The organism is Janthinobacterium sp. AD80, assembly GCF_002878455.1.
Classification (GTDB): Bacteria; Pseudomonadota; Gammaproteobacteria; order Burkholderiales; family Burkholderiaceae_D; genus Janthinobacterium.
Genome location: NZ_NRDQ01000068.1, coordinates 1 through 22,196, shown reverse-complemented (window position 1 = coordinate 22,196; position 22,196 = coordinate 1). Strand labels below are relative to the sequence as shown.

20 protein-coding genes are annotated in these 22,196 nt (G+C 63.7%); 15 read left to right on the top strand and 5 right to left on the bottom strand.

Going from position 1 to position 22,196, the window contains the following annotated elements; translation table 11 throughout:
- Positions 1 to 20: 20 nt before the first annotated feature.
- Positions 21 to 488 (top strand): hypothetical protein, encoded by a 468-nt coding sequence (locus JaAD80_RS14645; protein WP_180979426.1) that lies wholly within the window; start codon positions 21 to 23, stop codon positions 486 to 488.
- Between the two features lie 39 nt (positions 489 to 527).
- Here the strand turns inward: JaAD80_RS14645 and JaAD80_RS14635 are convergent, their stop codons facing one another.
- The 3 genes from JaAD80_RS14635 to JaAD80_RS14625 all read right to left on the bottom strand — a co-directional run bounded on the left by JaAD80_RS14635 (position 528) and on the right by JaAD80_RS14625 (position 5,607).
- Complete coding sequence (locus JaAD80_RS14635; protein ID WP_102295017.1) at positions 528 to 3,743, bottom strand: efflux RND transporter permease subunit; 3,216 nt, start codon at positions 3,741 to 3,743, stop codon at positions 528 to 530.
- 3 nt (positions 3,744 to 3,746) lie between these two features.
- Positions 3,747 to 4,922, bottom strand: coding sequence for an efflux RND transporter periplasmic adaptor subunit (locus tag JaAD80_RS14630; RefSeq protein ID WP_102295015.1), 1,176 nt, complete (start codon positions 4,920 to 4,922; stop codon positions 3,747 to 3,749).
- A 259-nt stretch (positions 4,923 to 5,181) separates the two neighbouring features.
- A complete protein-coding gene (locus tag JaAD80_RS14625) occupies positions 5,182 to 5,607 on the bottom strand; it encodes a divergent PAP2 family protein (RefSeq protein ID WP_102295013.1) in 426 nt (141 codons plus the stop codon).
- A gap of 246 nt (positions 5,608 to 5,853) precedes the next feature.
- Here JaAD80_RS14625 and JaAD80_RS14620 point away from each other — a divergent pair, with 246 nt between their 5' ends.
- The 11 genes from JaAD80_RS14620 (at position 5,854) to JaAD80_RS14570 (ending at position 16,687) form a co-directional block, all read left to right on the top strand.
- A complete protein-coding gene (locus JaAD80_RS14620; protein ID WP_102295012.1) occupies positions 5,854 to 6,936 on the top strand; it encodes a DUF475 domain-containing protein in 1,083 nt (360 codons plus the stop codon).
- Between the two features lie 139 nt (positions 6,937 to 7,075).
- Positions 7,076 to 7,651: a TerD family protein gene (locus JaAD80_RS14615; RefSeq protein WP_034785104.1), complete on the top strand. Its 576-nt coding sequence runs from the start codon at positions 7,076 to 7,078 to the stop codon at positions 7,649 to 7,651.
- A 64-nt stretch (positions 7,652 to 7,715) separates the two neighbouring features.
- Positions 7,716 to 8,432 carry a TIGR00266 family protein gene (locus JaAD80_RS14610; RefSeq protein ID WP_102295010.1) on the top strand — a complete coding sequence of 239 codons (717 nt, stop codon included), beginning with the start codon at positions 7,716 to 7,718 and terminating at the stop codon, positions 8,430 to 8,432.
- A 256-nt stretch (positions 8,433 to 8,688) separates the two neighbouring features.
- Entirely contained in the window at positions 8,689 to 9,726 is a 1,038-nt protein-coding gene (locus JaAD80_RS14605; protein WP_102295008.1) for an ATP-grasp domain-containing protein, read from the top strand.
- Positions 9,723 to 10,880 carry a phosphoribosyltransferase domain-containing protein gene (locus JaAD80_RS14600; protein WP_102295006.1) on the top strand — a complete coding sequence of 386 codons (1,158 nt, stop codon included), beginning with the start codon at positions 9,723 to 9,725 and terminating at the stop codon, positions 10,878 to 10,880. The genes JaAD80_RS14605 and JaAD80_RS14600 overlap by 4 nt, the downstream gene beginning before the upstream one ends.
- Positions 10,858 to 11,610, top strand: a complete 753-nt coding sequence (locus JaAD80_RS14595) for an HAD family hydrolase (protein ID WP_102295004.1) — start codon at positions 10,858 to 10,860, stop codon at positions 11,608 to 11,610. The genes JaAD80_RS14600 and JaAD80_RS14595 overlap by 23 nt, the downstream gene beginning before the upstream one ends.
- Positions 11,607 to 12,713, top strand: coding sequence for a cysteine protease StiP family protein (locus JaAD80_RS14590; protein WP_102295002.1), 1,107 nt, complete (start codon positions 11,607 to 11,609; stop codon positions 12,711 to 12,713). Before JaAD80_RS14595 ends, JaAD80_RS14590 begins: the two co-directional genes overlap by 4 nt.
- Complete coding sequence (locus tag JaAD80_RS14585; RefSeq protein WP_102295000.1) at positions 12,706 to 13,707, top strand: HpcH/HpaI aldolase/citrate lyase family protein; 1,002 nt, start codon at positions 12,706 to 12,708, stop codon at positions 13,705 to 13,707. Before JaAD80_RS14590 ends, JaAD80_RS14585 begins: the two co-directional genes overlap by 8 nt.
- Entirely contained in the window at positions 13,704 to 14,948 is a 1,245-nt protein-coding gene (locus JaAD80_RS14580; protein ID WP_102294998.1) for a TerD family protein, read from the top strand. The genes JaAD80_RS14585 and JaAD80_RS14580 overlap by 4 nt, the downstream gene beginning before the upstream one ends.
- A 101-nt stretch (positions 14,949 to 15,049) precedes the next feature.
- The gene (locus tag JaAD80_RS14575) at positions 15,050 to 15,424 is read left to right on the top strand and encodes a hypothetical protein (RefSeq protein ID WP_076570635.1); all 375 of its coding nucleotides are present in this window, start codon (positions 15,050 to 15,052) and stop codon (positions 15,422 to 15,424) included.
- Positions 15,425 to 15,733: 309 nt separating this feature from the next.
- Positions 15,734 to 16,687, top strand: a complete 954-nt coding sequence (locus tag JaAD80_RS14570) for a hypothetical protein (protein ID WP_258003002.1) — start codon at positions 15,734 to 15,736, stop codon at positions 16,685 to 16,687.
- A gap of 1,122 nt (positions 16,688 to 17,809) precedes the next feature.
- Here the strand turns inward: JaAD80_RS14570 and JaAD80_RS31515 are convergent.
- Positions 17,810 to 19,219: a hypothetical protein gene (locus JaAD80_RS31515; RefSeq protein WP_258003001.1), complete on the bottom strand. Its 1,410-nt coding sequence runs from the start codon at positions 19,217 to 19,219 to the stop codon at positions 17,810 to 17,812.
- Between the two features lie 232 nt (positions 19,220 to 19,451).
- Positions 19,452 to 20,465 carry a serine/threonine protein kinase gene (locus tag JaAD80_RS14560; protein ID WP_102295064.1) on the bottom strand — a complete coding sequence of 338 codons (1,014 nt, stop codon included), beginning with the start codon at positions 20,463 to 20,465 and terminating at the stop codon, positions 19,452 to 19,454.
- Between the two features lie 103 nt (positions 20,466 to 20,568).
- On the opposite strand from JaAD80_RS14560, the gene JaAD80_RS14555 reads away from it, so the two are divergent.
- The 3 genes from JaAD80_RS14555 to JaAD80_RS14545 all read left to right on the top strand — a co-directional run.
- A complete protein-coding gene (locus JaAD80_RS14555; protein WP_102294997.1) occupies positions 20,569 to 21,267 on the top strand; it encodes a UPF0149 family protein in 699 nt (232 codons plus the stop codon).
- Positions 21,268 to 21,387: 120 nt separating this feature from the next.
- Positions 21,388 to 21,975 (top strand): sigma-70 family RNA polymerase sigma factor, encoded by a 588-nt coding sequence (locus tag JaAD80_RS14550; RefSeq protein ID WP_308410607.1) that lies wholly within the window; start codon positions 21,388 to 21,390, stop codon positions 21,973 to 21,975.
- Between the two features lies 1 nt (position 21,976).
- On the top strand, positions 21,977 to 22,196 hold a 220-nt coding region (locus JaAD80_RS14545), incomplete at its 3' end, for a DUF4880 domain-containing protein (RefSeq protein ID WP_146012391.1).

Genomic DNA, 22,196 nt, shown 5'->3' with positions numbered 1-22,196 from the left:
TCCACTGAAAAGGAACAATCATGACGGCTCCACTCCTGACCACCAGCAAGCTCGTTCTCGGTAGCGCCCTCGTCTGTGCGCTGCTGGGCGGATGCAACAAACGTAACGACACCGACACGGGCACCGGTGCCACCACCTCGCCGAACACGACGAACCCGGCAACCGCGCCCGGCACCAGCGGGACCAGCGGCACATCGGGCACCACGACGCCCGATACCACCACACCAGGCACGACGCCGGGCATGACGCCGGGCACCACCAACCCCGATGGCACGACGACGCCGCCAACCACGCCACCGAACGGCACCACGCCGGGCACGGGCACCGGCACGGGCACAGGAACCGGCACGGGCACGGGGAGGGACGGGAACGGGGATGGGAGGTACCGGAACAGGCACGGGAACGACCACGCCGCCACGCACCAGCTAGCATTGCGCCCCAGCCAGCCGCGTGGACAAAAAAAAGAGCCTTCCGAGGAAGGCTCTTGAAATACCACGGCGCAGCATCAGCTGCGCCTTGGCCCGGTATTATTTTTGCAGGCTGACCGATTTCGGCGTGCGGCGTCCCATCAGGAACAGCACGCCTTTCTTCAGCATGCGGTAGACGAAGCGCAGCATCAGCAAGGTCAGCACGCACTCGACGAAGGTCAGGATCATGGCCAGGGCCACTGGCATGCGCGCTGCACGGCGGTGGAACTTGGCCACGGCGCCATCGCGGGCGATTTCGATACTGTCATAGAAGGTCGGCACGACCAGCAGGGTCAGAATCGTCGAAGTGATGGTGCCGCCGATGATGGCGATCGCCAGCGGACGGTAGAACTCGCCGCCCTCGCCCAGCCCCAGCGCCACGGGGAACATGCCGGCGATCAGCGCAAACGTCGTCATCAGGATAGGGCGCAAGCGCATGCGGCCCGCATACATCAGCGCGTCTTCGCGGCCATGGCCTTCTTCCTCGCGCTTGCGCGCCGCGTCCAGCAGCAGAATGGCATTCTTGGCCACCAGCCCCATCAGCATGATGATGCCGATAAAACTCATCAGGTTGAGGGTGTTATTCGTGATCACCAGCGCCACCACCACGCCAATCAAACTCAGCGGCAAGGACATCATCACGGCCACGGGTGCCGTGAACGAACCAAACTGCATCACCAGGATCAAATACATCAGGCCGATACCCATCACCAACGCGATCAGCATTTCCGTGAACAGCTCTTGCTGGTCCTGGCCGGCACCGCCCAGGGCCAGGCCGTAGCCGGGCGGGAAATCGATCGACTTGGCCAGCTTCATGGCATCCGTGGTCACTTCGCCATTCGAGCGGCCCTGCGCATTGGCCGACACGGTAATCGTGCGCTTGCCATTCTTGTGCTCGATACCGGACGGACCTTTGCCCATGGTAATGGTGGCGATCTGGTCGAGCGGCACCATTTGCGACGTGCCCGTCACGCTGATCGGCAGGCGTTCGATATTCTCCGACGCTACGCGGTCATCGGGATGCAGGCGCACGGCCACGTCGCGCGTCTCGCCCGTCGGATCGACCCAGTCGCCCACCTCCACGCCGGCAAACGCCACGCGCAGGGATTGCGCCGCATCATTGACGGAAATACCCATCGAATTGGCCAGACCACGGTTGAGCTCAATCTGCAGCTCGTTCTTCGGATCCTGCTCCGACAGGCCCACGTCGACGGCGCCGGGGATCAAACGCATCTTGTCCATGTAGGCATTCGTGATCTCCATCAGCTTGCGCGAATCGGGACCCGTGAATTCCACCTGGATCGGTTTTTGCGAACCATTGCTCAAGTCATCCTGCACCACGTATTCGGCGCCCACCAGGCGCGACATCTTCTCGCGCAGCTCGACCGCAATTTCCTTGGCCGAACGGCTGCGCGTGTTGCGCTTGCCGATATCGACATACACGCGCCCGCCATTGGCGTTGACGGAGCTGTTGGTATCCTTGGTCTCAGGCAAGGTGCGCGCCAGCACGGCCGCCGCTTCCAGTTTCAGGCGCGAATACTCGATGCTGCTCGACGATGGCGTGCGCACATTGATCATCAGATTGCCCGAATCGGAGGCTGGCAGGAAACTCGTGCCGCCGTGCGTCGCATGCAGGGCGATGGCACCCACCAGGCTGCCGAAGGCGATCACGGCCATCCAGCGGCGGTGATGCAAGGCCCAGGCGATGACGTTGCCGTAGCGGTCGGCCTGGTGGTCGAACCAGTGATTGAATTTTTCCAACATGCGGCCGATGCCTTTTTTCGGCGCCGCGTGTTCCTCGACGGGGTCGCCCCAGAAGGCCGACAGCATGGGGTCGAGCGTAAACGAGATACCCAGGCTGACCAGCACCGAGCACGTCACCGTCAGGGCGAACGGACGGAACCATTCGCCGGAAATGCCCGGCATGAAGGCCACGGGAATGAAGACGGCGATGATGGAAAACGTCGTCGCCGCCACGGCCATGCCGATCTCGGCCGTGCCTTCCAGTGCCGCCGTGCGGCGGTCCTTGCCCATCTGCATGTGGCGCACGATGTTTTCCCGCACCACGATGGCATCATCGATCAGCACGCCGATGGCCAACGACAAGCCCAGCAAGGTCATGAAGTTCAGGGTAAAGCCGCACAGCCACACGGCAATAAAGGCGGCGATGACGGAGGTCGGCAGGCTCAGCGCCGTGATCAGGGTCGAGCGCCACGAGTTCAGGAACGCATACACGACAAAGATGGTCAGCACGGCGCCCAGCACCAGCGATTCGATCACATTGTTCAGGCTATGCTGGGCATTCTCGCCGCCGTCGCGCGTCACTTGCAGCACGGTGCCTTTCGGCAAGGTCTTGTTGATTTCCGCGACCATGTCGCGAATCTTGTTGGCCACGCTGACGGTGGAGGCGTCCCGCACGCGGGTGATCGAAATGCCCACGTTGGGTTTGCCGCTGCGCACGCTCAGGCTGTTGATCTCGGCAAAGCCGTCCTGAATGGTCGCCACTTGCGCCAGGCGCACGATTTCCTCGCCACGCCGCTTGATCACCACTTGCTCGAAGTCGGACGGCGACTCGATGCGGCCCACCAGGCGGATGCTTTTCTCGTCCAGAATGCCGCGCACCTTGCCCACCGGCGCATTGGTGTTCTGGTTGCGCAAGGCGGTGACGACGTCGCTGACGGACACATTGTATTCACGCAGCTTTTCCGCGCGCAGCAGCACCGACAATTCGCGTTTCAGCGAACCGCCTACATTCACCAGCGCCACGCCATCGACGGCGCGGAAACGGTCCGACAGCACGTCTTCGGCCAGGCGCGAGATTTCCGCGTGGCTTTGCGCGCTCGACGACAGGGCCAGCTGCATGATCGGTTCGGCCGACGGGTCGATGCGCTGCAATATCGGCTCGCGCATTTCCGTCGGCAGCTTGTAGCGCACGGCGGCAATGGCGTTGCGGATATCGTCGGACGCTTCAATCAGGTTCGTCTTGAACGAGAACTGAATGAAGATGCTGGCCGAGCCTTCATTGGCGCTGCTATTGACTTCGGTCACGCCGGAAATGCTTTGCAGCGACTTTTCCAGGCGGTTGACCACTTCGCGCTCGACCGTATCGGGCGATGCGCCAGGGTAAGGAATGCTGACGACGATGAACGGCACTTCGACGTCCGGATTCTGGTTGACGCGCAGTTTCTTGAGCGCCAGCAAGCCGACGCACATCATCGCCAGGATCAGGACGATGGTGGCGGTGGGCCGCTTGATACTGAAATCGGAGAGGAACATGGCTTAGTTTCCTTTCCCGGCAACGGCCGTGCTGCTGCTGGCCACGGCGGCGGCCGGCGTGGCCTTGCTGGCCGTCAACTCCACTTTCTGCCCATCCTTGAAGGTCGAACCGGGCGTGCGCAGCACCGTGTCGCCACTGGCCAGGCCGCTTTGCACTTCCCACTGTCCCGTGCGCACGTCGCGCGCGCCGATGCGCAAGACGGCCTTCTGCAGGGCCTTGTCCTTGATCTTCCACGTGTAGGTCTGGTCGCCCGCCTTGACCAGGGCGGAATCCGGAATCATCAGCGCGCTGACGGTAGCCGCTTCGATGCGCCCTTCCGCATACAGGCCGGCCACGCGCGGCTGTTCCCTGTCATTGAAATCAACCAGCACGGCCACCTGGCGCGTGACGGCGTTGGCGGCAGGATCGACACGGCGCACCTTGCCCGCGAAATCCTGTCCTGGATAACCGTTAATGCGGAACAACACCGGCTGGCCCACCTTGACGACGCCGATCTTGTCGGCCGACACCAGGCCTTCCAGGCGCATGCTGGTGGGATCGATGACGCGGATCAATTCCTTGCCGATTTGCGCCGTGTCGCCATTCGACACCTTGCGCTCGCTCACGATGCCGTCGAACGGCGCGCGCACAAGCGTGCGCTGCAGCTGCTGGCGGGCCTGGGCGGCGCGGCTCTTGGCGGCCGACAAATCGCTTTGCGCATTGTTGCGGCGGATTTCCGCGTCTTCCAGCGCCTGCGTCGAGGTCATGCCCGAGGCGCGCAGGGTTTTCATGCGCTGGAACATGCGTTCGGACTGTTCCAGCACCTGGCTCGAGGCGCGGCTGGCTTCCTCGGCCGAATTGAGGCTGTCGCGGATGGACGTCTCGTCCAGGCGCACCAGCACATCGCCGCGTTTCACGGCTTCGCCATTTTCCTTCAGCACCTGGATGACCACGGCCGAGACTTCGGCGCGCAGGTCGGCATTGCGCTCAGGCTGCACGGAACCGGTGATCACGGGCCCCGACGCCAGCGCATTGCTCTGGATGGTCAGCACATCTTCCGGCGACACCAGCAAATTGACGCTGGCGCTGGCTTGTTCCTTGGCGTCCTTGCCAGTGCCTTTGCCAGGATCCTTGGACTCTTTGCCACAGGCGGCCAAGGCAGAAGCGATTGCCAGAACGAACAGGGTTTTGCGCAACATGGGTATTTCTCCGGATAGATTGAACCGCCACCAGCCGGACGGCCCGGATAGGGCTGGCAGGCGACAGACAGGCATTTATTTTTATTAAAACCACAAGCGCCAAAGTATCCATGAGCGCATCCGGGCATGTCAATCGGCGGCTTCCTGTAATGCTTTATTGAATGGATGAAACGTAGTTTTTACGCCCTGAAACGCAAAACCCCGCCTTCAGGCGGGGTTTGTTCGCTACCGGCGGCCATCGCGGGCCGCGCAAAAAATGTTATTTAGCAAAGACAGCGTTGATCAGGAAACCGATCGCCACGCCCGTGCACAGGCCGCCGGTGATTTCCACCAGGGTATGGCCCATGCGCTCGCGCAAGGTCTTGTGCGCGGCGCTGGCCGTTTCCCCCGCCAGGCGGTTGATGGCTGCCGCCTGCTTGCCCACGTGCTGGCGCAGGCTGTTGGCATCGATGATGACGATGAACGCCAAGGTGACGGCCACGCCGAAGGCGGGATGGGCGATGCCTTCGCGCAAGGCGATCAGGGTCGCCATGCTGGACACGACGGCACTATGGTTGCTGGGAAAGCCGCCATTGCCCACCAGGCCGAACGCCCATTGGCGCGTGCGGGCGCTGTTGATCAGGAATTTGACCGGTCCGACCAGGATCCAGGTAATCAGGGGCGTGACGAGGTAAGCGATATCCACGGGGTTATTCCTTCTTATATGTCTATAAAGTATGTCAGGGGCTGCGGCAGCAAGGCAGCGCGCCGCAATTATCGCAGATCAACCGCGGCAGCAGAACTATGCTTTATCCGCCTACAAAACGCCGGCCATGGCGGCAACTAATATAAAATCATGGCATATACAACAATTGACGTATATCAACACTGGGTGCGGCGCGCAGCGCGGCACTGATAATAAACGTCTTTCCACACTTGCAACGGGGGCCCCATGCGGCATTTCAGAATCTCTTTTTTAGTTACCTTTATTTTGATGGCGGTATCCGGCTGGTGGGGTTACAGCCATGGCGGCGTGCCGGGCATGATCCAGGCCCTGTGGATCACGGGCGTGCTGGGCATCATGGAAGTCTCGCTGTCGTTCGACAATGCCGTCGTCAACGCTTCGGTCTTGCGCCACTGGAATGAATTCTGGCAAAAACTGTTCTTGACGGTGGGTATCCTCGTCGCCGTCTTCGGCATGCGCCTGCTGTTTCCGCTGGTCATCGTCTCCGTTGCCACTGGCCTGGGTCTGGTCGACGTGTGGACCATGGCCACCACTACGCCGGACGTGTATGCCAAGCACCTGACGGACAACCACGCGCAAGTGGCGGCCTTCGGCGGCGCCTTTTTGCTGCTGGTGTTCCTGAACTTCCTGTTTGACGACGAGAAGGAATTGCACTGGCTGGGCTGGGCCGAGGAAAAGGTCAACGCGCTGGGTACGGAAAGCCTGGCCGTGCTCATCACCATGGGCGCCGTGGCCGCCTGCGTGGCCATGGGTCCCGTCGATGAAAAATACAGCGTGCTGGCATCGGGCATCGTCGGCATCGCCGTCTATATCGGCGTGAACTGGATCAGCGGCTTGCTGGAAGAAGGCGAACCGGACCTGCAGGACGATGAAGAAGAAGGCGCGGCGCCGGCGAAGAACGGCAACGGCGAACTGGTGAAAACGGTGGCGCGCGGCAGCATCGGCGGCTTCCTGTACCTGGAAGTGCTGGATGCCTCGTTCAGCTTTGACGGCGTGATCGGCGCTTTTGCCATCACCAATGACGTCGTCATCATCATGCTGGGCCTGGCCATCGGCGCCATGTTCGTGCGTTCGATGACGGTATTCCTGGTGCACAAGGGCACCCTGGACGAATTCGTCTATCTGGAACATGGCGCCCATTATGCAATCGGCATCCTGGCCTTGATCATGCTGGCGTCCGTCAAGTACCATATTCCGGAATGGTTCACGGGCCTGTCTGGCGTGGCCTTCATTCTGGTTTCGCTGTGGTCGTCGCTGCGTTATCGCAAACGGCACGCGGCACAAGCTTGAAATCGGGGGTTTCGCCCCCAGTTGCAAGAGTAATGGCACGAGCGCTTGCGCTCATCCCATGCAGGCATGACAACCGGCCAGCCAGGCACAACACGCCACCGGCCGGTTATTTAAGCTAAATTACTAAAAGGAGTACCACATGGCAATCAGTTTGCAAAAAGGCGGCAACGTCAACCTGAGCAAGGAAGCACCGAACCTGAAGAAGATCATCGTCGGCCTCGGCTGGGATCCTCGTTCGACCGACGGCGCCACCTTCGACCTTGACGGCAGCGCTTTCCTCCTGAAGAGCGACGGCAAAGTCCGTGGCGACTCCGACTTCATCTTCTACAACAACCTGAAGTCGACCGACGGTTCCGTCGTCCACACGGGCGACAACACCACCGGCGAAGGCGAAGGCGACGATGAGCGCATCGAAATCGACCTGTCGCGCGTACCGGCCGACATCGACCGCATCAGCATCACCGTCACCATTCACGACGCCGACGCGCGCCGCCAGAACTTCGGCATGGTTTCCAAAGCCTTCATCCGCTGCCTGAACGCGGAAGGCGAAAAAGAAATCGCCCGCTACGACCTGTCCGAAGACAGCTCGACCGAAACGGCGATGATCTTTGGCGAGATCTACCGCTACAACGGCGAATGGAAATTCAAGGCCATCGGCCAGGGCTTCAACGGCGGCCTGGGCCCATTGGCTCGCTCGTTCGGTGTGAATGCCTAAACGTTTTATGCGCTAAACATAGCCGCCTGGACGTATTCAGGCGGCTTTTTTTTGGAGATTTATCATGCCAGTATTTAGTGTCACCGGCGACGTCGATCCTTTCCTCCACGTCAGCATGAAGCAGGGCGAAACCATCTATTGCGAATCCGACGCGATGGTGATGATGGAAACGGCGCTGGATTTGAAGGGCAAGATGACGGGTGGCCTGGGCAGCGCCATCATGCGCCGTTTCGCCAATGGCGAATCGTTCTTCCAGCAGCACATCGAAGCGGTGCGCGGCAGCGGCGACTGCCTGCTCTCGCCCACCCTGCCGGGCGCCATCGAAGTGGTCGACGTGGGCGCGCGCCAGTACCTGCTCAATGACGGCGCCTTTGTCGCCGCCACCTCGGGCACGGAAATGAAGGTGCGCACGCAAAGCATCGGCAACGCCCTGTTCGCGCAGTCGGGCGGCTTCTTCGTCATGGAGACGGCCGGCACCGGGCAAGTGGTGGTGTCGGGCTTCGGCTCCATGTTCCAGCTCGACGTCGAGCCGGGCAAGGATGTCGTGATCGACAATTCCCATGTGGTGTGCTGGGACAATAGCCTGAAATACGAAATTTCCGTGACCACGGGCGGCGGCGCCAGCGGCGGCGGCATCGGCGGATTCCTCGGCAATATCGTCAACAGCGTCACCAGCGGCGAAGGTATCGTGCTGCGCTTTTCCGGCTCCGGCAAGGTATTTATCTGCTCGCGCAACCGCGATGCGTTCTTAAAATGGACAGCCAGCGGCAAAGCTAGTTAGAGGCACCTGACCAAACCTACTGCGCCTCGGCATAGGCGGCCTGCGATGCTCACCGGCTCGGCGCCCCCGTACTTTAGTACGGTTGCGCTTCTCGGCCACCTCTTCCTTCCGCTCGCTACGGTTTTGTCAGGCGCTGTTAGTTTGCTGCTCAACGTTGTTGTTCAAAAAAATCTAAGGCCAGGTTAAGCCTGGCCGTTTAGAATTCACGCGCGCGCACCTGCGCGCGGCTTCCCCTATTTCCACCCGGTCCCCGTACATGCAAAGAGTCTGGTTCAACAAAACATTTTCCTCCGTCGGCACGGCCATGCGCCTGATCCGCGAGGCCGATAGCGCAGCCACCGGCGGCAAGCCGCGCTACCACATCGTGTGCAGCAACACGAACGCCCATGCGGCGGCCTTTTTGTCGGCCCACGAATACGCGGTCGAACCGTCGGGCCTGACGGGCCACAACTATGTGGAGTGGTGCCTGGAGTTTTGCCGCGACCGCAATATCACCATTTTCTGGCCCGGCAAGGAAGCGGGCCTGGTCGGCAGCGCCAGCGCGCGCTTCGCCGCCATCGGCACGCGCGTGCTCAGCGTGGCCAGCGAAGACACCCTGGCCCTGATGCACGACAAGGCGCGTTTCTGCGACGGCCTCGACCTGCCCATGGCGCGTCCGGCCGACTACCGCGCCGTGACCAGCATCGAGGAATACGATGCCGCCTACGCCGAACTGCGCCCGCGCTACCCCAAGCTGTGCATCAAGCCGTCCGAGTCCGTGTATGCGCTGGGCTTTGCCATTCTCGATGAGGAGCGCACCAGCGCCCAGCTGCTGCTGGCCGGCGCCGCCTACCAGATCAATGCGCAGGAGCTGCGCAGCGGCCTGGCGCAGATGGGTACATTCAAGACCCTGCTGCTGATGGAATACCTCGATGGCCACGAATACAGCGCCGACTGCGTCGCGGACCAGGGCAAGCTCATTTGCGCCGTGCCGCGCAAGAAGCTGCATGGCGGCGGCAGCGGCCAGCTGATCGAGCTGCGCGATGACTTGCTGGCCGCCTGCGACAAGCTGGCGCGCGACTACCGCCTGAACGGCGTGTTCAATATCCAGTTCCGCGAAGGCGCGAACGGCCTGGCGCTGCTGGAGATCAACCCGCGCATGTCGGGCGGCATCGGCATGGCCTGCGCGGCCGGCCCGAACCTGCCCTACCTGGCGCTGGCCGGCTTCGACCAGGGCTACGACAAGCTCACCGTGCCCGCCATCCGCGATGGCATGCGCGTGGCGGAAGCCGCCTACGCCGTGGAGCTGCCATGAACATCGTCAAGCAGCAGATGCCCACGGGCGAACTGACCTTGAAGGTGGACGAGGCGCGCTTTCCGCTGGACTGGCTGATCGGCTTTGCCGCGCGCGCCAACGCCAAGCGCGGCTTCCTGTTCCTGTCCAAGGTGCTGGGCAAGCACTGGCCCGTCACGCCGCGCGCCATGCAAACCATCCACGACGACCTGGCCGCGCAGATTCCTCCCAGCCTGCCAGGCCCCGTGGTCTTCATCGCCATGGCGGAAACGGCCGTTGGCCTGGGCCAGGGCGTGTTCGAAGCCTGGCTGCGCGCCAACCCGAACGGAAAAGCGCTGTTCCTGCACAGCTCGCGCTACCGCGTGGGCAGCGTGCCCTTCTTCGAATTCGAGGAATCGCACAGCCACGCGCCGCGCCAGTTCCTGCATTTGTCGGACGCGGCCAGCGCGCTGTTTTCCACGGCCCGCAGCCTGGTGCTGATCGACGATGAAGCATCGACCGGCAACACCTTCGCCAACCTGGTGCAAGTGTGCCGCGCGCGCTATCCGCAGCTGGAAAAACTGCACCTGGGCGTGATCACCAATTTCATGGGCCAGGCCGCCAACGCGGGCCTGAGCCAGCGTTTCGGCCTGCCCACCAGCATCGGCGCGTCCCTTTCCGGCCAATACGCCTTCCAGGCCGGCGCTGCGCCGGCGCCGGTGGCGGCCAGCGCGCAGCGCTTCGAGGCGAACGAAGAACGCGGCGCCAGCCCGGCCTTCGGGCGCATCGGCGTGGGCCGCGCCTTGACCCCGCCGCAAGGCCTGGCGGTGCAACTGGCACAGGAAATCGGCGCCGGCGACTCCGTGCTGGTGCTGGGCACGGGCGAATTCATGCACCCGTCCTTCCTGCTGGCGCGCGAGCTGGAAAGCCTGGGCAAGAACGTCGTGGTGCAGTCGACCACGCGCTCGCCGATCCTGTCATGGGGTTCCGTTGGCCATATCGTCTCCTGCGACGACAATTACGGCGAAGGCATCGCCAATTACCTGTACAACGTGGCGCCTGGCCAGTACCAGCACGTTTTCATCTGCCATGAAACCCCGGCCAGCCCGGCCCTCATGCAACTCGCCGGCCAGTTGAATGGCCGCCTGTTCCACTTTCAGTCAGAGACCAAAATTGAAGAAATTCCTGTTTGTTGACCTGGACGACACACTGTTCCAGACCCCGAAAAAATGCCCTGGCGAGACCGACCTGCAAGCGGCCGCCTACCTGAAAAATGGCGACGCCTGTTCGTTTACAACGGCGCGCCAGCGCGCCTTCTTTGAGTTCGCGCAAAGCGGCATGACCCTGATTCCCGCCACGGCGCGAAATGGCGACGCTTTCCGCCGCGTCGACCTGCCGTTTACCAGCTACAGCGTGCTCGATTACGGCGGCATCGTGCTGCAGCCGGGCGGCGCGCTCGACGCGGGCTGGCTGGCCCTGATGCAGGACGACATGCAGACGGCCCTGCCCGGCCTGCGGGACGCCATGCGCATCATCGACGATTTCCAGGCCAAGGCCGGCATGCCCTCGCGCGCGCGCCTGATCGAAGACTACAACACGCCGTTCTACATCGTCGTCAAGGACCATGAAGCGCGCGGCGAGCGCCTGGCCGACATCGAGGAGCAGGTGCTGCAGCAGTGGATCGATGGTGAAGGTTCCGACTACTTCATCCACCGCAACGGCAACAACCTGGCCGTGCTGCCCAAGACCCTGAACAAGGCGCGCGCCGTGGCCTACCTGCGCGCGGAACTGGAAGCCGAACATGGCCCCATCCTGAGCTTCGGCATGGGCGACAGCCGCTCGGACGCGCGCTTCATGGCCGCCTGCGACTACGCCATCATCCCCAACGGCACCCAGCTGGCGGCACTTACCGTGGCGGCGCTATGAATGCAGTGACAACGCATTTCAGCGGCAGCTACCGCCAGGAAGACGTGGAATTCCTGCTCACGCCCATGGCGCTCGAACCCATCCTCGACCTGGCCGAAAAAGAGCGCTTGATCCAGTCGGGCCAGCGCCACTACAGCGAAATGCTGTCGCCGGAATCCCTGCCCTCGCCGGCCTACCTGGCGCTGTTCCAGAGCGCGTTCGCGGCCAACCGCCTGCAGATGGCGCGCGACTGCCTGCGCCTGGCGGCCCTGATCGCGGCGCGCCGCAGCGGCGCCATCACACTGGTCTCGCTGGCGCGCGCCGGCACGCCCGTGGGCGTCATCCTGGGGCACTTGCTGCGCCAGGTTTTCCAGCGCGAGTGCAGCCATTATTCCGTTTCCATCATCCGTGACCGCGGCATCGACACGAACGCCCTGCAGCACATCCTGGCGCAGGGCCACGCGGCCGACTCCATCGTCTTCGTCGACGGCTGGACGGGCAAGGGCGTGATCTCGCGCGAGCTGCGCCAGACCGTCAGCGACTTCAACGCCGCCCATGCCACGGCGATCGACGGCGGCCTGTTCGTGCTGTCCGACCTGGCCGGCACGGCCGCCTGCGCCGCCTCGTCGGGCGACTACCTGATCCCGTCGAGCATTTTGAACGCCACCGTCTCGGGTCTGGTCAGCCGCTCCGTGCTGAATGACGCCATCGGGCCGGACGACTTCCATGGCTGCGTCTACTACGCGCAGTTCGAGCAGCACGACCAGTCGCGCGATTTTGCCGACGGGCTGGTGGCCGACGCCATGGCGATCGCCGCCAGCAGCGGCATCCCGCTGGCCGAGGCGACCGATGCGCCAGCCATGGCGGCCCGCTCGCAAGCCTACATGGCCGCGGCGCAGCAGGCATACGGCATCAGCGACATCAATCTGATCAAGCCAGGCATCGGCGAAGCGACGCGCGTGCTGCTGCGCCGCGTGCCCGAGCGCCTGATCGTGCGCGACACGAATGCACCGGACGTGGCACATTTGCTGCTTCTGGCGCAGGAAAAAGCCATACCCGTCACAGTAGAACCGGCGCTGCCTTACCAGGCGGTCGCCCTCATCAGGAGCGCAGTCGATGGATAACAACTCCCTACATCCACAAAATGAACACAAGGCGGCGCTGGGCGCTTCCATGTACGTGCCGACCACGCACAAGGATTTGCTGGCGATTGCCAATGGCGACAAATTCAGCCATCTGCGTTCCGTCATTCTGTGCACCGAAGACGCCATCGCCGAGCGCGATCTCAGCTACGCGCTGTTCAACCTGTCGCTGGCGCTGCAAAACATGTGCGACGTATCGGACACCTTGCGCTTTGTACGCGTGCGCAATCTCGACGTGCTGGCGCGCGTGCTGGCCATGCCGGGCGCCGACAAATTGAGCGGCTTCGTGCTGCCGAAATCCACGCGCAGCAATTTCAGCGCGTATTTCGAATTGGTACGCCACACGCACCACTTGCTGATGCCGACCCTGGAAACGGCGGAAGTGTTCGACGACGAGGAAATGAAGCAGTTCCGCATCGTGCTGTCCGCGCCGGAAGTGCGGCGCCGCATCCTGGCCCTGCGCATCGGCGGCAACGATCTGCTGGCCCTGCTGGGCCTGCGCCGTCCCACCAGCGGCACCATCTACCAGACGCCGCTGGGCCAGGTCATCGGCCGCCTCGTGACGATCTTCAAGCCGCACGGCTTCCAGCTGACGGCGCCCGTCTTTGAGCACCTGTCGCAAGGCAGCTGGCTCGATGCGGAAGTGGCGCAGGACATGGCGCACGGCATGATCGCCAAGACGGCCATTCACCCCGACCAGGTGCCGCAGATCGAGCGCCACTACCAGGTGGCGCAGTCGGACATCGAACTGGCGCTGCGCATCATCGACCCGGACAGCCCGGCCGTGTTCCGCATGCAGGAATCGATGTGCGAAGTGGCGACCCACAGCAGCTGGGCGCTGCGCATCATCGAGCAGGCACGCCTGTTCGGCATCCGCCATGCGGCCGACGGGGCCGGCGTGGCGGTCCAACTGCATCACGCACCGAATCACTCACTGACTCAACTCTCCAGCGACGAAGGGACTGCACGACCATGACCAATTTCACACGCGGACAAAAAGGCAAACTGGCGGACCTGGGCTTGAACGGTCCCTTTGGCGTCACTCTCGATATCGTTTCCGGCTCGATGGAAGTCGATGTCAGCTGCTTCGGCGTCGATGCGGCGGGCAAGCTGTCGGACGACCGCTACATGGTCTTCTACAACCAGAAAAGCGCGCCGGACAACGCCGTCACGCTGGAACTGAACGGCCCCCGTTCCACCTTCCAGGTAGACCTGGCGCGCCTGCCCGCCTCGATCGACAGGCTGGTCTTCACGGCGGCGACGGAACAGGGCAGCATGCGCGCGCTGGGCAACTCCAGCATGGCGCTGGGCCAGGCGGCCACGTTCGCCTTCACGGGCAATGACTTCCAGGACGAGAAAGCCGTCATCATCGGCGAACTGTATCGCCGCGACGGCAGCTGGCGCTTCGGCGCCGTGGGCCAGGGTTTCGCCGGCGGCCTGGCGGCGCTGCTGAAGCACTTTGGCGGCAGCGAGGCGGGGGCATCCTCCCCAGCGCCAGCACCGGCACCCGTGCCGACGCCAGCGGCGGCGCCGCCGGCGAATAAAATTTCGCTGTCAAAAATCCGCCTGGAAAAGCGCGGCGACAAGATCTCGCTCGACAAGCGCGACAGCGGCGGCTACGGCCGCATCAAGGTCAACCTGAACTGGAACCAGAACGCCTCGCAAGGCCAGGCGCCCGCCTCGAAGCTGGACACGGGCTTTCTTGGCAAGCTGTTCAACAAGCCGGCCGGCCGCTCGGGCGGCATCGACCTCGATATCGGCTGCCTGTTCGAAATGAGCAATGGCAGCAAAAGTGCCGTACAGGCGCTGGGCAACAGCTGGGGCGCGTATGACCGCCCGCCGTACATCCACCTGGAAGGCGACGACCGCACGGGCAGCATCAGCAGCGGTGAAAACATCTTCATCAACGGCACCCATTTCGACCAGATCAAGCGCGTGCTCGTCTACGCCTTCATCTACGAAGGCGTGCCGAACTGGGCCGCCACGGATGGCGTCGTGACGATCGAGATTCCCGGCCAGCCAACGGTGGAAGTGCGCCTCGACAGCGACAGCCAGCACGCCATGTGCGCCATCGCCATGCTGGAAAACCACGGCGGCAACCTGCAGGTGACAAAATTGGTGGAATACTTCGGCGGCCAAGGTAAAATCACGGCGCATCAGGCCATGGACGAGCGATACAGCTTTGGCCTGAACTGGAAAGCCGGACGGAAAGACTGAGTGTACGTGCACCACTAGCGGAAAACCCGGGAGCAGTCCCGACGGAACTCGGCGTCCCCGTCTGACCCCGGGTTTTCTTCAATTTAACGATAAAAGTCAACATGACCCCTACGACCAAAAAAGTCACCTTCGCCTTCGTCATCTTCCTCGTGGCCGGCTTCCTGCTGCTGTCCGCCTATACGTGGATGGCCCTCAGCTTCTCGTACTCGGAAGGCGAACGGGCGGGCTACCTGCAAAAGTTCTCCAAGCGGGGCTGGATTTGCAAGACCTGGGAAGGTGAACTGCTGCTGACGGCGCTGCCGGGCACCATCCCGGAAAAATTCCAGTTCAGCGTGCGCGACGAGGAAGTGGCGAAGCAGCTGACGGCCGCGGCCGGCAAGCGCATCCTCGTCACTTACAGCCAGCACAAGGGCGTGCCGACGCAATGCTTCGGCGAGACGGAATACTATGCCGACAAGGTCGTGTTGAGCCAGTAACAGCGCCGTTCCCGCAGTCCGGCGCCGGCTTGCCTTTCCCGGCCGGCGCCCTCCCTGCCCGCACTATCCCGCCATGCCATGCAGTTTTCGCAAGAATAAATTCCCGGCAAGACGTTTTTTGCGCATTTGTTGTACATTTGTTGCGCATTTGTTGCGCGCCTCACACATTCTCACTTTCTTATACACTCAGACAATTAGTTCTGACTGGAACATTTTGCTAGTGTAATAAATGGGCAAGATTCTTGCGCCAGCGCTTGACGCATGTCCGGCCAAGCTTCAGCGTTGCAATCAACCTCACTGGAAGACACCATGCGCCTACGCCTCTCCGTCCTGGCCCTGCTGGCCGCCACCTCTCCCCTGTCCGTCCTGGCGCAGGACCTGTCCGGCATGGCCGGCGGCCTGAAAGTCAGCGCCACCGACGAGCGCACCTTCGTGGCCGCCATCAGCTACACGCAGCCGGTGGGCAATTACAATGCCGTCAGCCTGTCCTACATCAATGAAGGCCATCCGCAAGACCACCACCGCGACGGCATGGCGGGCCAGGTCTGGCTGCGCACGAAAAATGTCGACCAGGGCCTGATGCTAGGCGCTGGCGTGGGCCGCTATTTTTTCTTCGACACGGCCAAGACCGACGTGGCGCCGCACAATTTCGACAATGACCACGGCTGGGGCAGCATCATCAGCCTGCAGGCGCGCTGGCAGTTCGCCAACCGCTGGTATGCGCAGGCGCAGGTGAACCGCATCGTGCCCATTGGCAAGGACGCCACCACCCACCTGCTGATCGGTGCCGGCTACCGCTATGACGGCGTGCCGGGCGCCAAGCTGCATCTGCAGAACTGGGCGCACGACGACACTGTTACCTTCTCGACGGGACACACCATCGTCAACAGCTTCCGCTCGGAGACGTCGCGTCCCTTCACCCTCGAATACCGGCGCGCAGTGGGAAAATACCTGGACTGGAGTGCCACGGCCATCGACGAAGGCAGCACCGACCTGGCGCACCGGCGCGGCGTGGCCAGCCAGCTATGGCTGATCCGCTCGCTCAATGAAAAAGTGGAGTTCGGCATGGGCGCCGGTCCGTACTTGGCCTGGGACGCGCGCGATACGCAGGATCACGGCGCGCGGCTGACAGGCTTGCTGTCCGCCGTGGGCCGCTACCACGTCAACCGCCGCTGGGTGGCGCAACTGGCGTGGAACCGGGTCATCACGGATTACCACCGCGATGCGGACGTGATACTGCTGGGGGTGGGACGGAAGTTCTGATAGAAATACGGACGTAAGCCACAGCCAGGACTGGGGTCGGCCCTTCAGGGTCCGCCCCCCGGCTGTTATCGTGTTGTCAGGCTCCCAGGCTCTCAGCGCGAACGCCAGACGGCGCCCGCCGGGGATTCATTCGGCTGCGTCAAGCGCTCGATCACTTCCCGCGTCAGGCTGGCCGAGCTGACCTGCTCCGCCTTGGCGCGGGCGGCGGCCAGCGAGCTGGAAAAGGCGCTGTTCTGCGGTTCCAGGCTGGCGCGCAGGGCATCCAGTTCACGTTCCTGCTGCTGTGCGCGGGCCATCTCCAGTTCCAGCAGCTGCTGCTTGGCGGCGGCCATGGCCAGCGTCGTTTCGGCGGCCTTGCGCTGCAAGGCGGCGTGGGCCTGGGCACTGGCCAGCAAGGCTTGCTGCGCTGCCAGCTTCTCGCCGGCAGCCTGCTGCGCCGCCAGTTCCAGCTGTTCGCGCTGGCGCATGGCATCGAGCGCCTGCTGTTCCATGGCGGCGCGCGCTTCGGCTGCCGCCGTCGCCTGCTTTTCCGCTTCCAGGCGGCCGGCAATGGCGTTCGATGCGCGTTCCTCGGCGGCCGTCGTCTGGCGCTGCTGCACCAGCTTTTGCGCGATCAGCGCCAGCGATTCGCGCTCGGCGGCGACGAAATCGCGCTCCGACGCCAGCAGCGCGTCGGCGGCCTGCGCCTTGTTCTCTTCCACGCGGGCGCGCTCGCTGTGCACCTGGCCCAGCTCCACGGCCAGGCGCGCCTGCGCCTGCACGGCTTGTGCCGCTGCCGCCTTCTGTTCGCCTTCGACGAGTGCCTGGTCCAGCAGGATGCGGATGGCATGCGCCTCTTTTTCAGCGGCTTGCTGCAAGGCCTGTTCGGCCGCGTGCTGGCCACGCAGCAGTTCCGCCTGTGCCGCTTCGGCATGGATGCGTTCCTGCGCCGCGTTGAACGCCAGCGCTTCGGCTGCGAGCTTGTCTTTCAGGGCCGCGATGGCCGTCTGTTCGGCGGCCACGCGCTCCTGCTCCGCTTGCAGCAAACGGGCTGCCTCGTGTGCCTTGTCCTGCGCCAGTTGCGACGCCTGTTCCTGCGCGGCCAACTGCGCCGTGCCGGCATCTACCGCGGCCTGTTCGGCGTCATTCTGGCTGGCGGCCAGTTGCGCCGCCTGGCGCGCCTGCTCGGCGCGTTCGTGCGCCAGGCTGGCGGCGCGGCGCTGCTCGTCGAGTTCCAGCGCGGCGGCAACGGCGGCGGCCTGCTCGGCCGCTTCGCGCAATTTCGTTTTGTTCCAGGGCGGCCGTTTCCGCTTCCAGCCTGGCATGGCCGGCGATTTCCGCATCCTGTTCGGCCGTCACGCGGGCCAGTGCCACGGCGCGCAGCTGGCGGTCCACTTCGATGCGCGCTTCCGTGGCGGCCAGGATGCGCACATCGGCGTCGCGGCGCGCCTGCGCGCTGGCGGCGGCCACCATTTCCAGGCGTTCGCGGTGGATGGCCGCGTCGCGCAATTCCTTTTCCGTCTGCAGACGCAGATGCAGCGACTGCGCCGCATGGCGTTCCGATTCCGCCTGCGCCAGGGCGATGGCTTCGCGTTCCTGTTCCAGGTGCGCCAGTGCGCGTGCCTCTTCCAGCGCCCGCACTTCGGCGGCGGCGCGGTTGAAGGCCGATTCCAAAGCGATCTGGTCGGCGCGCTCGCGCTGCACCGTCAATTCCAGCGCTTCGCTTTCCGCTTCGGCCAGCATCTGCGCCGTCTGGCGCGCGCCGTGGGCATGGCGCTCGCGTTCGCGCGCCAGCACGGCGACACGGGCGTCCGCCGAAGCGATGCCCACCATTTCTTCCTTGGCCGCCTGCACGGCGGCGACGCGCTCGACGGCCTGCAGGCGCGCCTGCTCCGTCTGCACCTGCAATTCCTCGGCGGCGCGGGCCGCCTGCTCGGCCAGTTCCGACTGCACGGCCACCTGCTCGCTGGCGCGCAGACGGCTTTCCTGTTCGGCGCGGGCGCGCTGTTCGGCGGCCAGGCGGATTTCATTGTCGGACTCCACGCGGGCGCGCAGTTCGGCCGTTTCCTGCTTGACGGCTTCCAGGCGCGCCACGCTGGCTTGCGCGGCGGCGCGCATGGTGTCAAGGCGTTCGCGGTTGGCGGCGATGGCTTCTTCGGCGGCCTGGGCATTTTGCTGCGCGGCGGCGGCGGCGGCGGCGTCGATGGCGGCGCGGTCCTCGGCCAGCGAGCGCACGCGCGCTTCGGCCAGGGCCCGGCTTTCGGCGGCGCAGGTGGCCTTCGCTTCCGCTTCCACGCGGGCGATGGCTTCATGGATGGCTTTGAGTTCCATCTTCTGGCGGTCGGCGGCGGGCGGCTTGACGTCGCTGTCCGCGTCCGCTTCGGCCTGCGGCTCGGGTGCCGCGACGGCAGTCACTGGCGCCGGCGCTTCCGCCTTGCGCTCCAGGTCCTTGAAATCATGCAGCGAGACGATGCTGTCCTGGTCGAACTCGTCGTCGGCGGAATACGCGACGGTGAGGGAGGCGGCCTGGCGCTGGTTTTGCTGTGCTTGCATGATTTCTCGCTTATTCGGGTGAATTCCGTTGCTTATGGGAATTTATTACCACCATTATCGAACAGGCATGCACAAATCAGCGCGGCAAGAAGAGCCAGTTTTACCGCTCTTTTCAGGATTTGCCAGGGATTGAAGCGTCCGAGAAAATGCTCAGGGCAAGGCGCATTGCCGAAGACAGTACGAGTAGTACGCCCAGGCAATGCAACGCCGCCATGGGCGTTTTATCGCGCGCTTAAATTGGCCAGAGCGGCGCTTCATCCATCAAGGCCACCTGTTCGCGCAATTCCAGGATGCGGTCCTGCCAATACCGCTGCGTGTTAAACCACGGGAAGGCGACGGGAAAGGCAGGGTCGTCCCAGCGGCGTGCCAGCCAGGCCGAATAGTGGATCAGGCGCAGGGTGCGCAGCGCCTCGACCAGGTACAGCTGGCGCGGGTCGAAATCGCAGAAGTCTTCATAGCCGGCCAGGATGTCGCTCATCTGACGCACCATGTCGCCCCGCTCGCCCGACAGCATCATCCACAGATCCTGGATGGCCGGTCCCATGCGGCTGTCGTCGAAGTCGACAAAATGCGGGCCGGCGTCCGTCCACAGCACGTTGCCGCCATGGCAATCTCCATGCAGGCGCAGCACGGCCACGTCGCCGGCGCGCTCGTAGCAGCGCTTGACGCCATCGAGCGCCTGCTGCGCCACGCTGGAATACGCGGCCAGCAGTTCGGGCGGGATGAAGTCGTTCGCCAGCAGGAAGTCGCGCGGCTCGACGCCAAAGGTGGCCGGGTCGAGCGCCGGGCGTTCCTTGTAGGCGGACAGTCCACCGACGGCATGGATGCGGCCGATGAAGCGGCCTATCCATTCCAGCGTGTGCGGATCGTCAAGTTCCGGCGCGCGGCCGCCGTGGCGCGGGAACACGGCAAAGCGGAAGCCCTGGAACTGGTGCAGGGTGCTGCCGTTGATCTCCAGCGCCGGCACCACCTGGATTTCGCGCTCGACCAGTTCCGACACGAACGCGTGTTCTTCCAGGATGGCCGTATCGCTCCAGCGTTGGGGGCGGTAAAACTTCGCCACCAGGGGCGCGCTGTCTTCGATGCCCACCTGGTAGACGCGGTTTTCATAGCTGTTCAGGGCCAGCAGGCGGCCATCGCCGCGCAGGCCCACGCTGTCGAGGGCATCGAGCACGCAGTCGGGGCTCAGGGCGGAAAAGGGATGGACGGGCCGGTCGTCCTCGTGCGGCTGGTTTTCATTGTGCATGAGCGACATTGTAAGGCGCGCGCGGGCCGCCGGTGCAAACACTTGGGCGGTAAGCCGCAGCAAGGCGTATACTGGCGCCTTACATTCAATCAAAGAGCAAGCCATGCAACTCGAACAGCCATTATCAGAAAAAGAATTTGACGAATTAGACCAATTCCTGTTGTCGGACCGGTGCTCCGAAGATGCCATGACCATGGATATGCTGCACGGCTATCTGACGGCCGTGGCCATCGGCCCGGAACCGATCATGCCGGCCGAATGGTTGCCGCGCGTGTGGGGCGAAGATGCCGAAGATGCACCGAAATTCAAGAACAGCAAGGAAGAAGAACGCATCGTCAACCTGATCATGCGCTTCATGAACGAAGTGCTGGTGACGTTTGAAGTGGCGCCGAAAGAATTCGAAGCCCTGTTCGTCGAACACGACTACGAAGGCCAGACCCTGATCGACGCCGAAGCCTGGTGCTGGGGCTTCTGGGACGGCATGGAACTGCGTCCGGGCTCGTGGAACGAAATCTGGGATTCCGAAGTGGCCGAGCTGATGCAGCCGATCTACCTGCTGGGCGCCGATGAAATCAAGGAAGAAGAGCTGAAACTGGTGGAAGACCCGGTCAAGGCGCACAAGCTGGCGCAGGAACTGGAAGCGAACCTGCCGGCCATCCACCGTTTCTGGGTGCCGCGCCGCAAGGCTCCCGTGCAAACCCTGAAGCGCGAAGAGCCGAAAGTGGGCCGCAACGACGACTGCCCTTGCGGCAGCGGCAAGAAATACAAGAAATGCTGCGGCGCCGAGCCGGCAGCCGAGTAAGCCACTGCGCATAAGCAGCCAGCCATGATTGAACGCCGGGTACCACCCCGGCGTTTTTCATTCCATGTCCCTGATTGCATCCACCCCGGCACTTCGCCTATAATTGCGAATAATTCTTATTTGCATTACTGCCGCGCGGCGGCAGAATTCCTGAAGGCGTCCATGCCGCTGGCCGATCCCCTCCCCACCCCCGATACCCGCTTGCAGGCGCTGTATGGCGCCCATCATGGCTGGCTGCTGGGCTGGCTGCGCAAAAAGCTGAACAACCAGCACCAGGCTGCCGACCTCACGCACGATACCTTCGCACGCCTGCTGGGCGCACCGCCGGCCACATCCTCCACGCCGGGCGCACTGGCGCTGCGCTCACCGCGCGCCTACCTGACCACCATCGCGCGCGGCCTGATGATCGACAGCTTCCGCCGCGCGGACCTGGAACAGGCCTACCTGGCCGATCTGGCAGCCCTGCCGCCGGCGCTGCATCCGTCGCCCGAGGAGCGGCTGCTCGCGCTGCAAACGCTGGAAGCGCTGGGCCGCATCCTCGACGCCATGACGCCAAAAACGCGCCAGGCGTGGCTATTGAGCCGCCTCGACGGACTGGCGCATGCGGACATCGCGGCACAAATGAAGGTGTCGGTGCCGCGCGTGAGGCAATACCTGGCCAACGCCGCGCGCCTGGCCTATCAGTTGCAATTCGGCGAAGCGCACTGACATGCACGCCCATGTCCCCGTGCCGGCCCGTGTGCTGGAACAGGCGATCGCCTGGCAATTGCTGCTCGGCTCGGGCACTGCCACCGAAGCGGACCGGCAGGGCTTGCAGGCCTGGCTGGAGCAGGCGGCGGAACATGCGCGCGCCTGGCTGCAACTGGGACAAATCGACCAGCACCTGGCGCCGGCGACAGGCCCGGCCACCCGCACGCTCTTGCTCACGC

What these genes read in the sequence shown, in the direction of transcription:
- JaAD80_RS14645 (WP_180979426.1), top strand. Translation starts at nt 21, where the DNA reads ATGACGGCTCCACTCCTGACCACCAGCAAGCTCGTTCTCGGTAGCGCC.
- JaAD80_RS14635 (WP_102295017.1), bottom strand. Translation starts at nt 3,743, where the DNA reads ATGTTCCTCTCCGATTTCAGTATCAAGCGGCCCACCGCCACCATCGTC.
- JaAD80_RS14630 (WP_102295015.1), bottom strand. Translation starts at nt 4,922, where the DNA reads ATGTTGCGCAAAACCCTGTTCGTTCTGGCAATCGCTTCTGCCTTGGCC.
- JaAD80_RS14620 (WP_102295012.1), top strand. Translation starts at nt 5,854, where the DNA reads ATGCGGCATTTCAGAATCTCTTTTTTAGTTACCTTTATTTTGATGGCG.
- JaAD80_RS14615 (WP_034785104.1), top strand. Translation starts at nt 7,076, where the DNA reads ATGGCAATCAGTTTGCAAAAAGGCGGCAACGTCAACCTGAGCAAGGAA.
- JaAD80_RS14610 (WP_102295010.1), top strand. Translation starts at nt 7,716, where the DNA reads ATGCCAGTATTTAGTGTCACCGGCGACGTCGATCCTTTCCTCCACGTC.
- JaAD80_RS14605 (WP_102295008.1), top strand. Translation starts at nt 8,689, where the DNA reads ATGCAAAGAGTCTGGTTCAACAAAACATTTTCCTCCGTCGGCACGGCC.
- JaAD80_RS14600 (WP_102295006.1), top strand. Translation starts at nt 9,723, where the DNA reads ATGAACATCGTCAAGCAGCAGATGCCCACGGGCGAACTGACCTTGAAG.
- JaAD80_RS14590 (WP_102295002.1), top strand. Translation starts at nt 11,607, where the DNA reads ATGAATGCAGTGACAACGCATTTCAGCGGCAGCTACCGCCAGGAAGAC.
- JaAD80_RS14585 (WP_102295000.1), top strand. Translation starts at nt 12,706, where the DNA reads ATGGATAACAACTCCCTACATCCACAAAATGAACACAAGGCGGCGCTG.
- JaAD80_RS14580 (WP_102294998.1), top strand. Translation starts at nt 13,704, where the DNA reads ATGACCAATTTCACACGCGGACAAAAAGGCAAACTGGCGGACCTGGGC.
- JaAD80_RS14575 (WP_076570635.1), top strand. Translation starts at nt 15,050, where the DNA reads ATGACCCCTACGACCAAAAAAGTCACCTTCGCCTTCGTCATCTTCCTC.
- JaAD80_RS14570 (WP_258003002.1), top strand. Translation starts at nt 15,734, where the DNA reads ATGCGCCTACGCCTCTCCGTCCTGGCCCTGCTGGCCGCCACCTCTCCC.
- JaAD80_RS31515 (WP_258003001.1), bottom strand. Translation starts at nt 19,219, where the DNA reads ATGCAAGCACAGCAAAACCAGCGCCAGGCCGCCTCCCTCACCGTCGCG.
- JaAD80_RS14560 (WP_102295064.1), bottom strand. Translation starts at nt 20,465, where the DNA reads ATGCACAATGAAAACCAGCCGCACGAGGACGACCGGCCCGTCCATCCC.
- JaAD80_RS14555 (WP_102294997.1), top strand. Translation starts at nt 20,569, where the DNA reads ATGCAACTCGAACAGCCATTATCAGAAAAAGAATTTGACGAATTAGAC.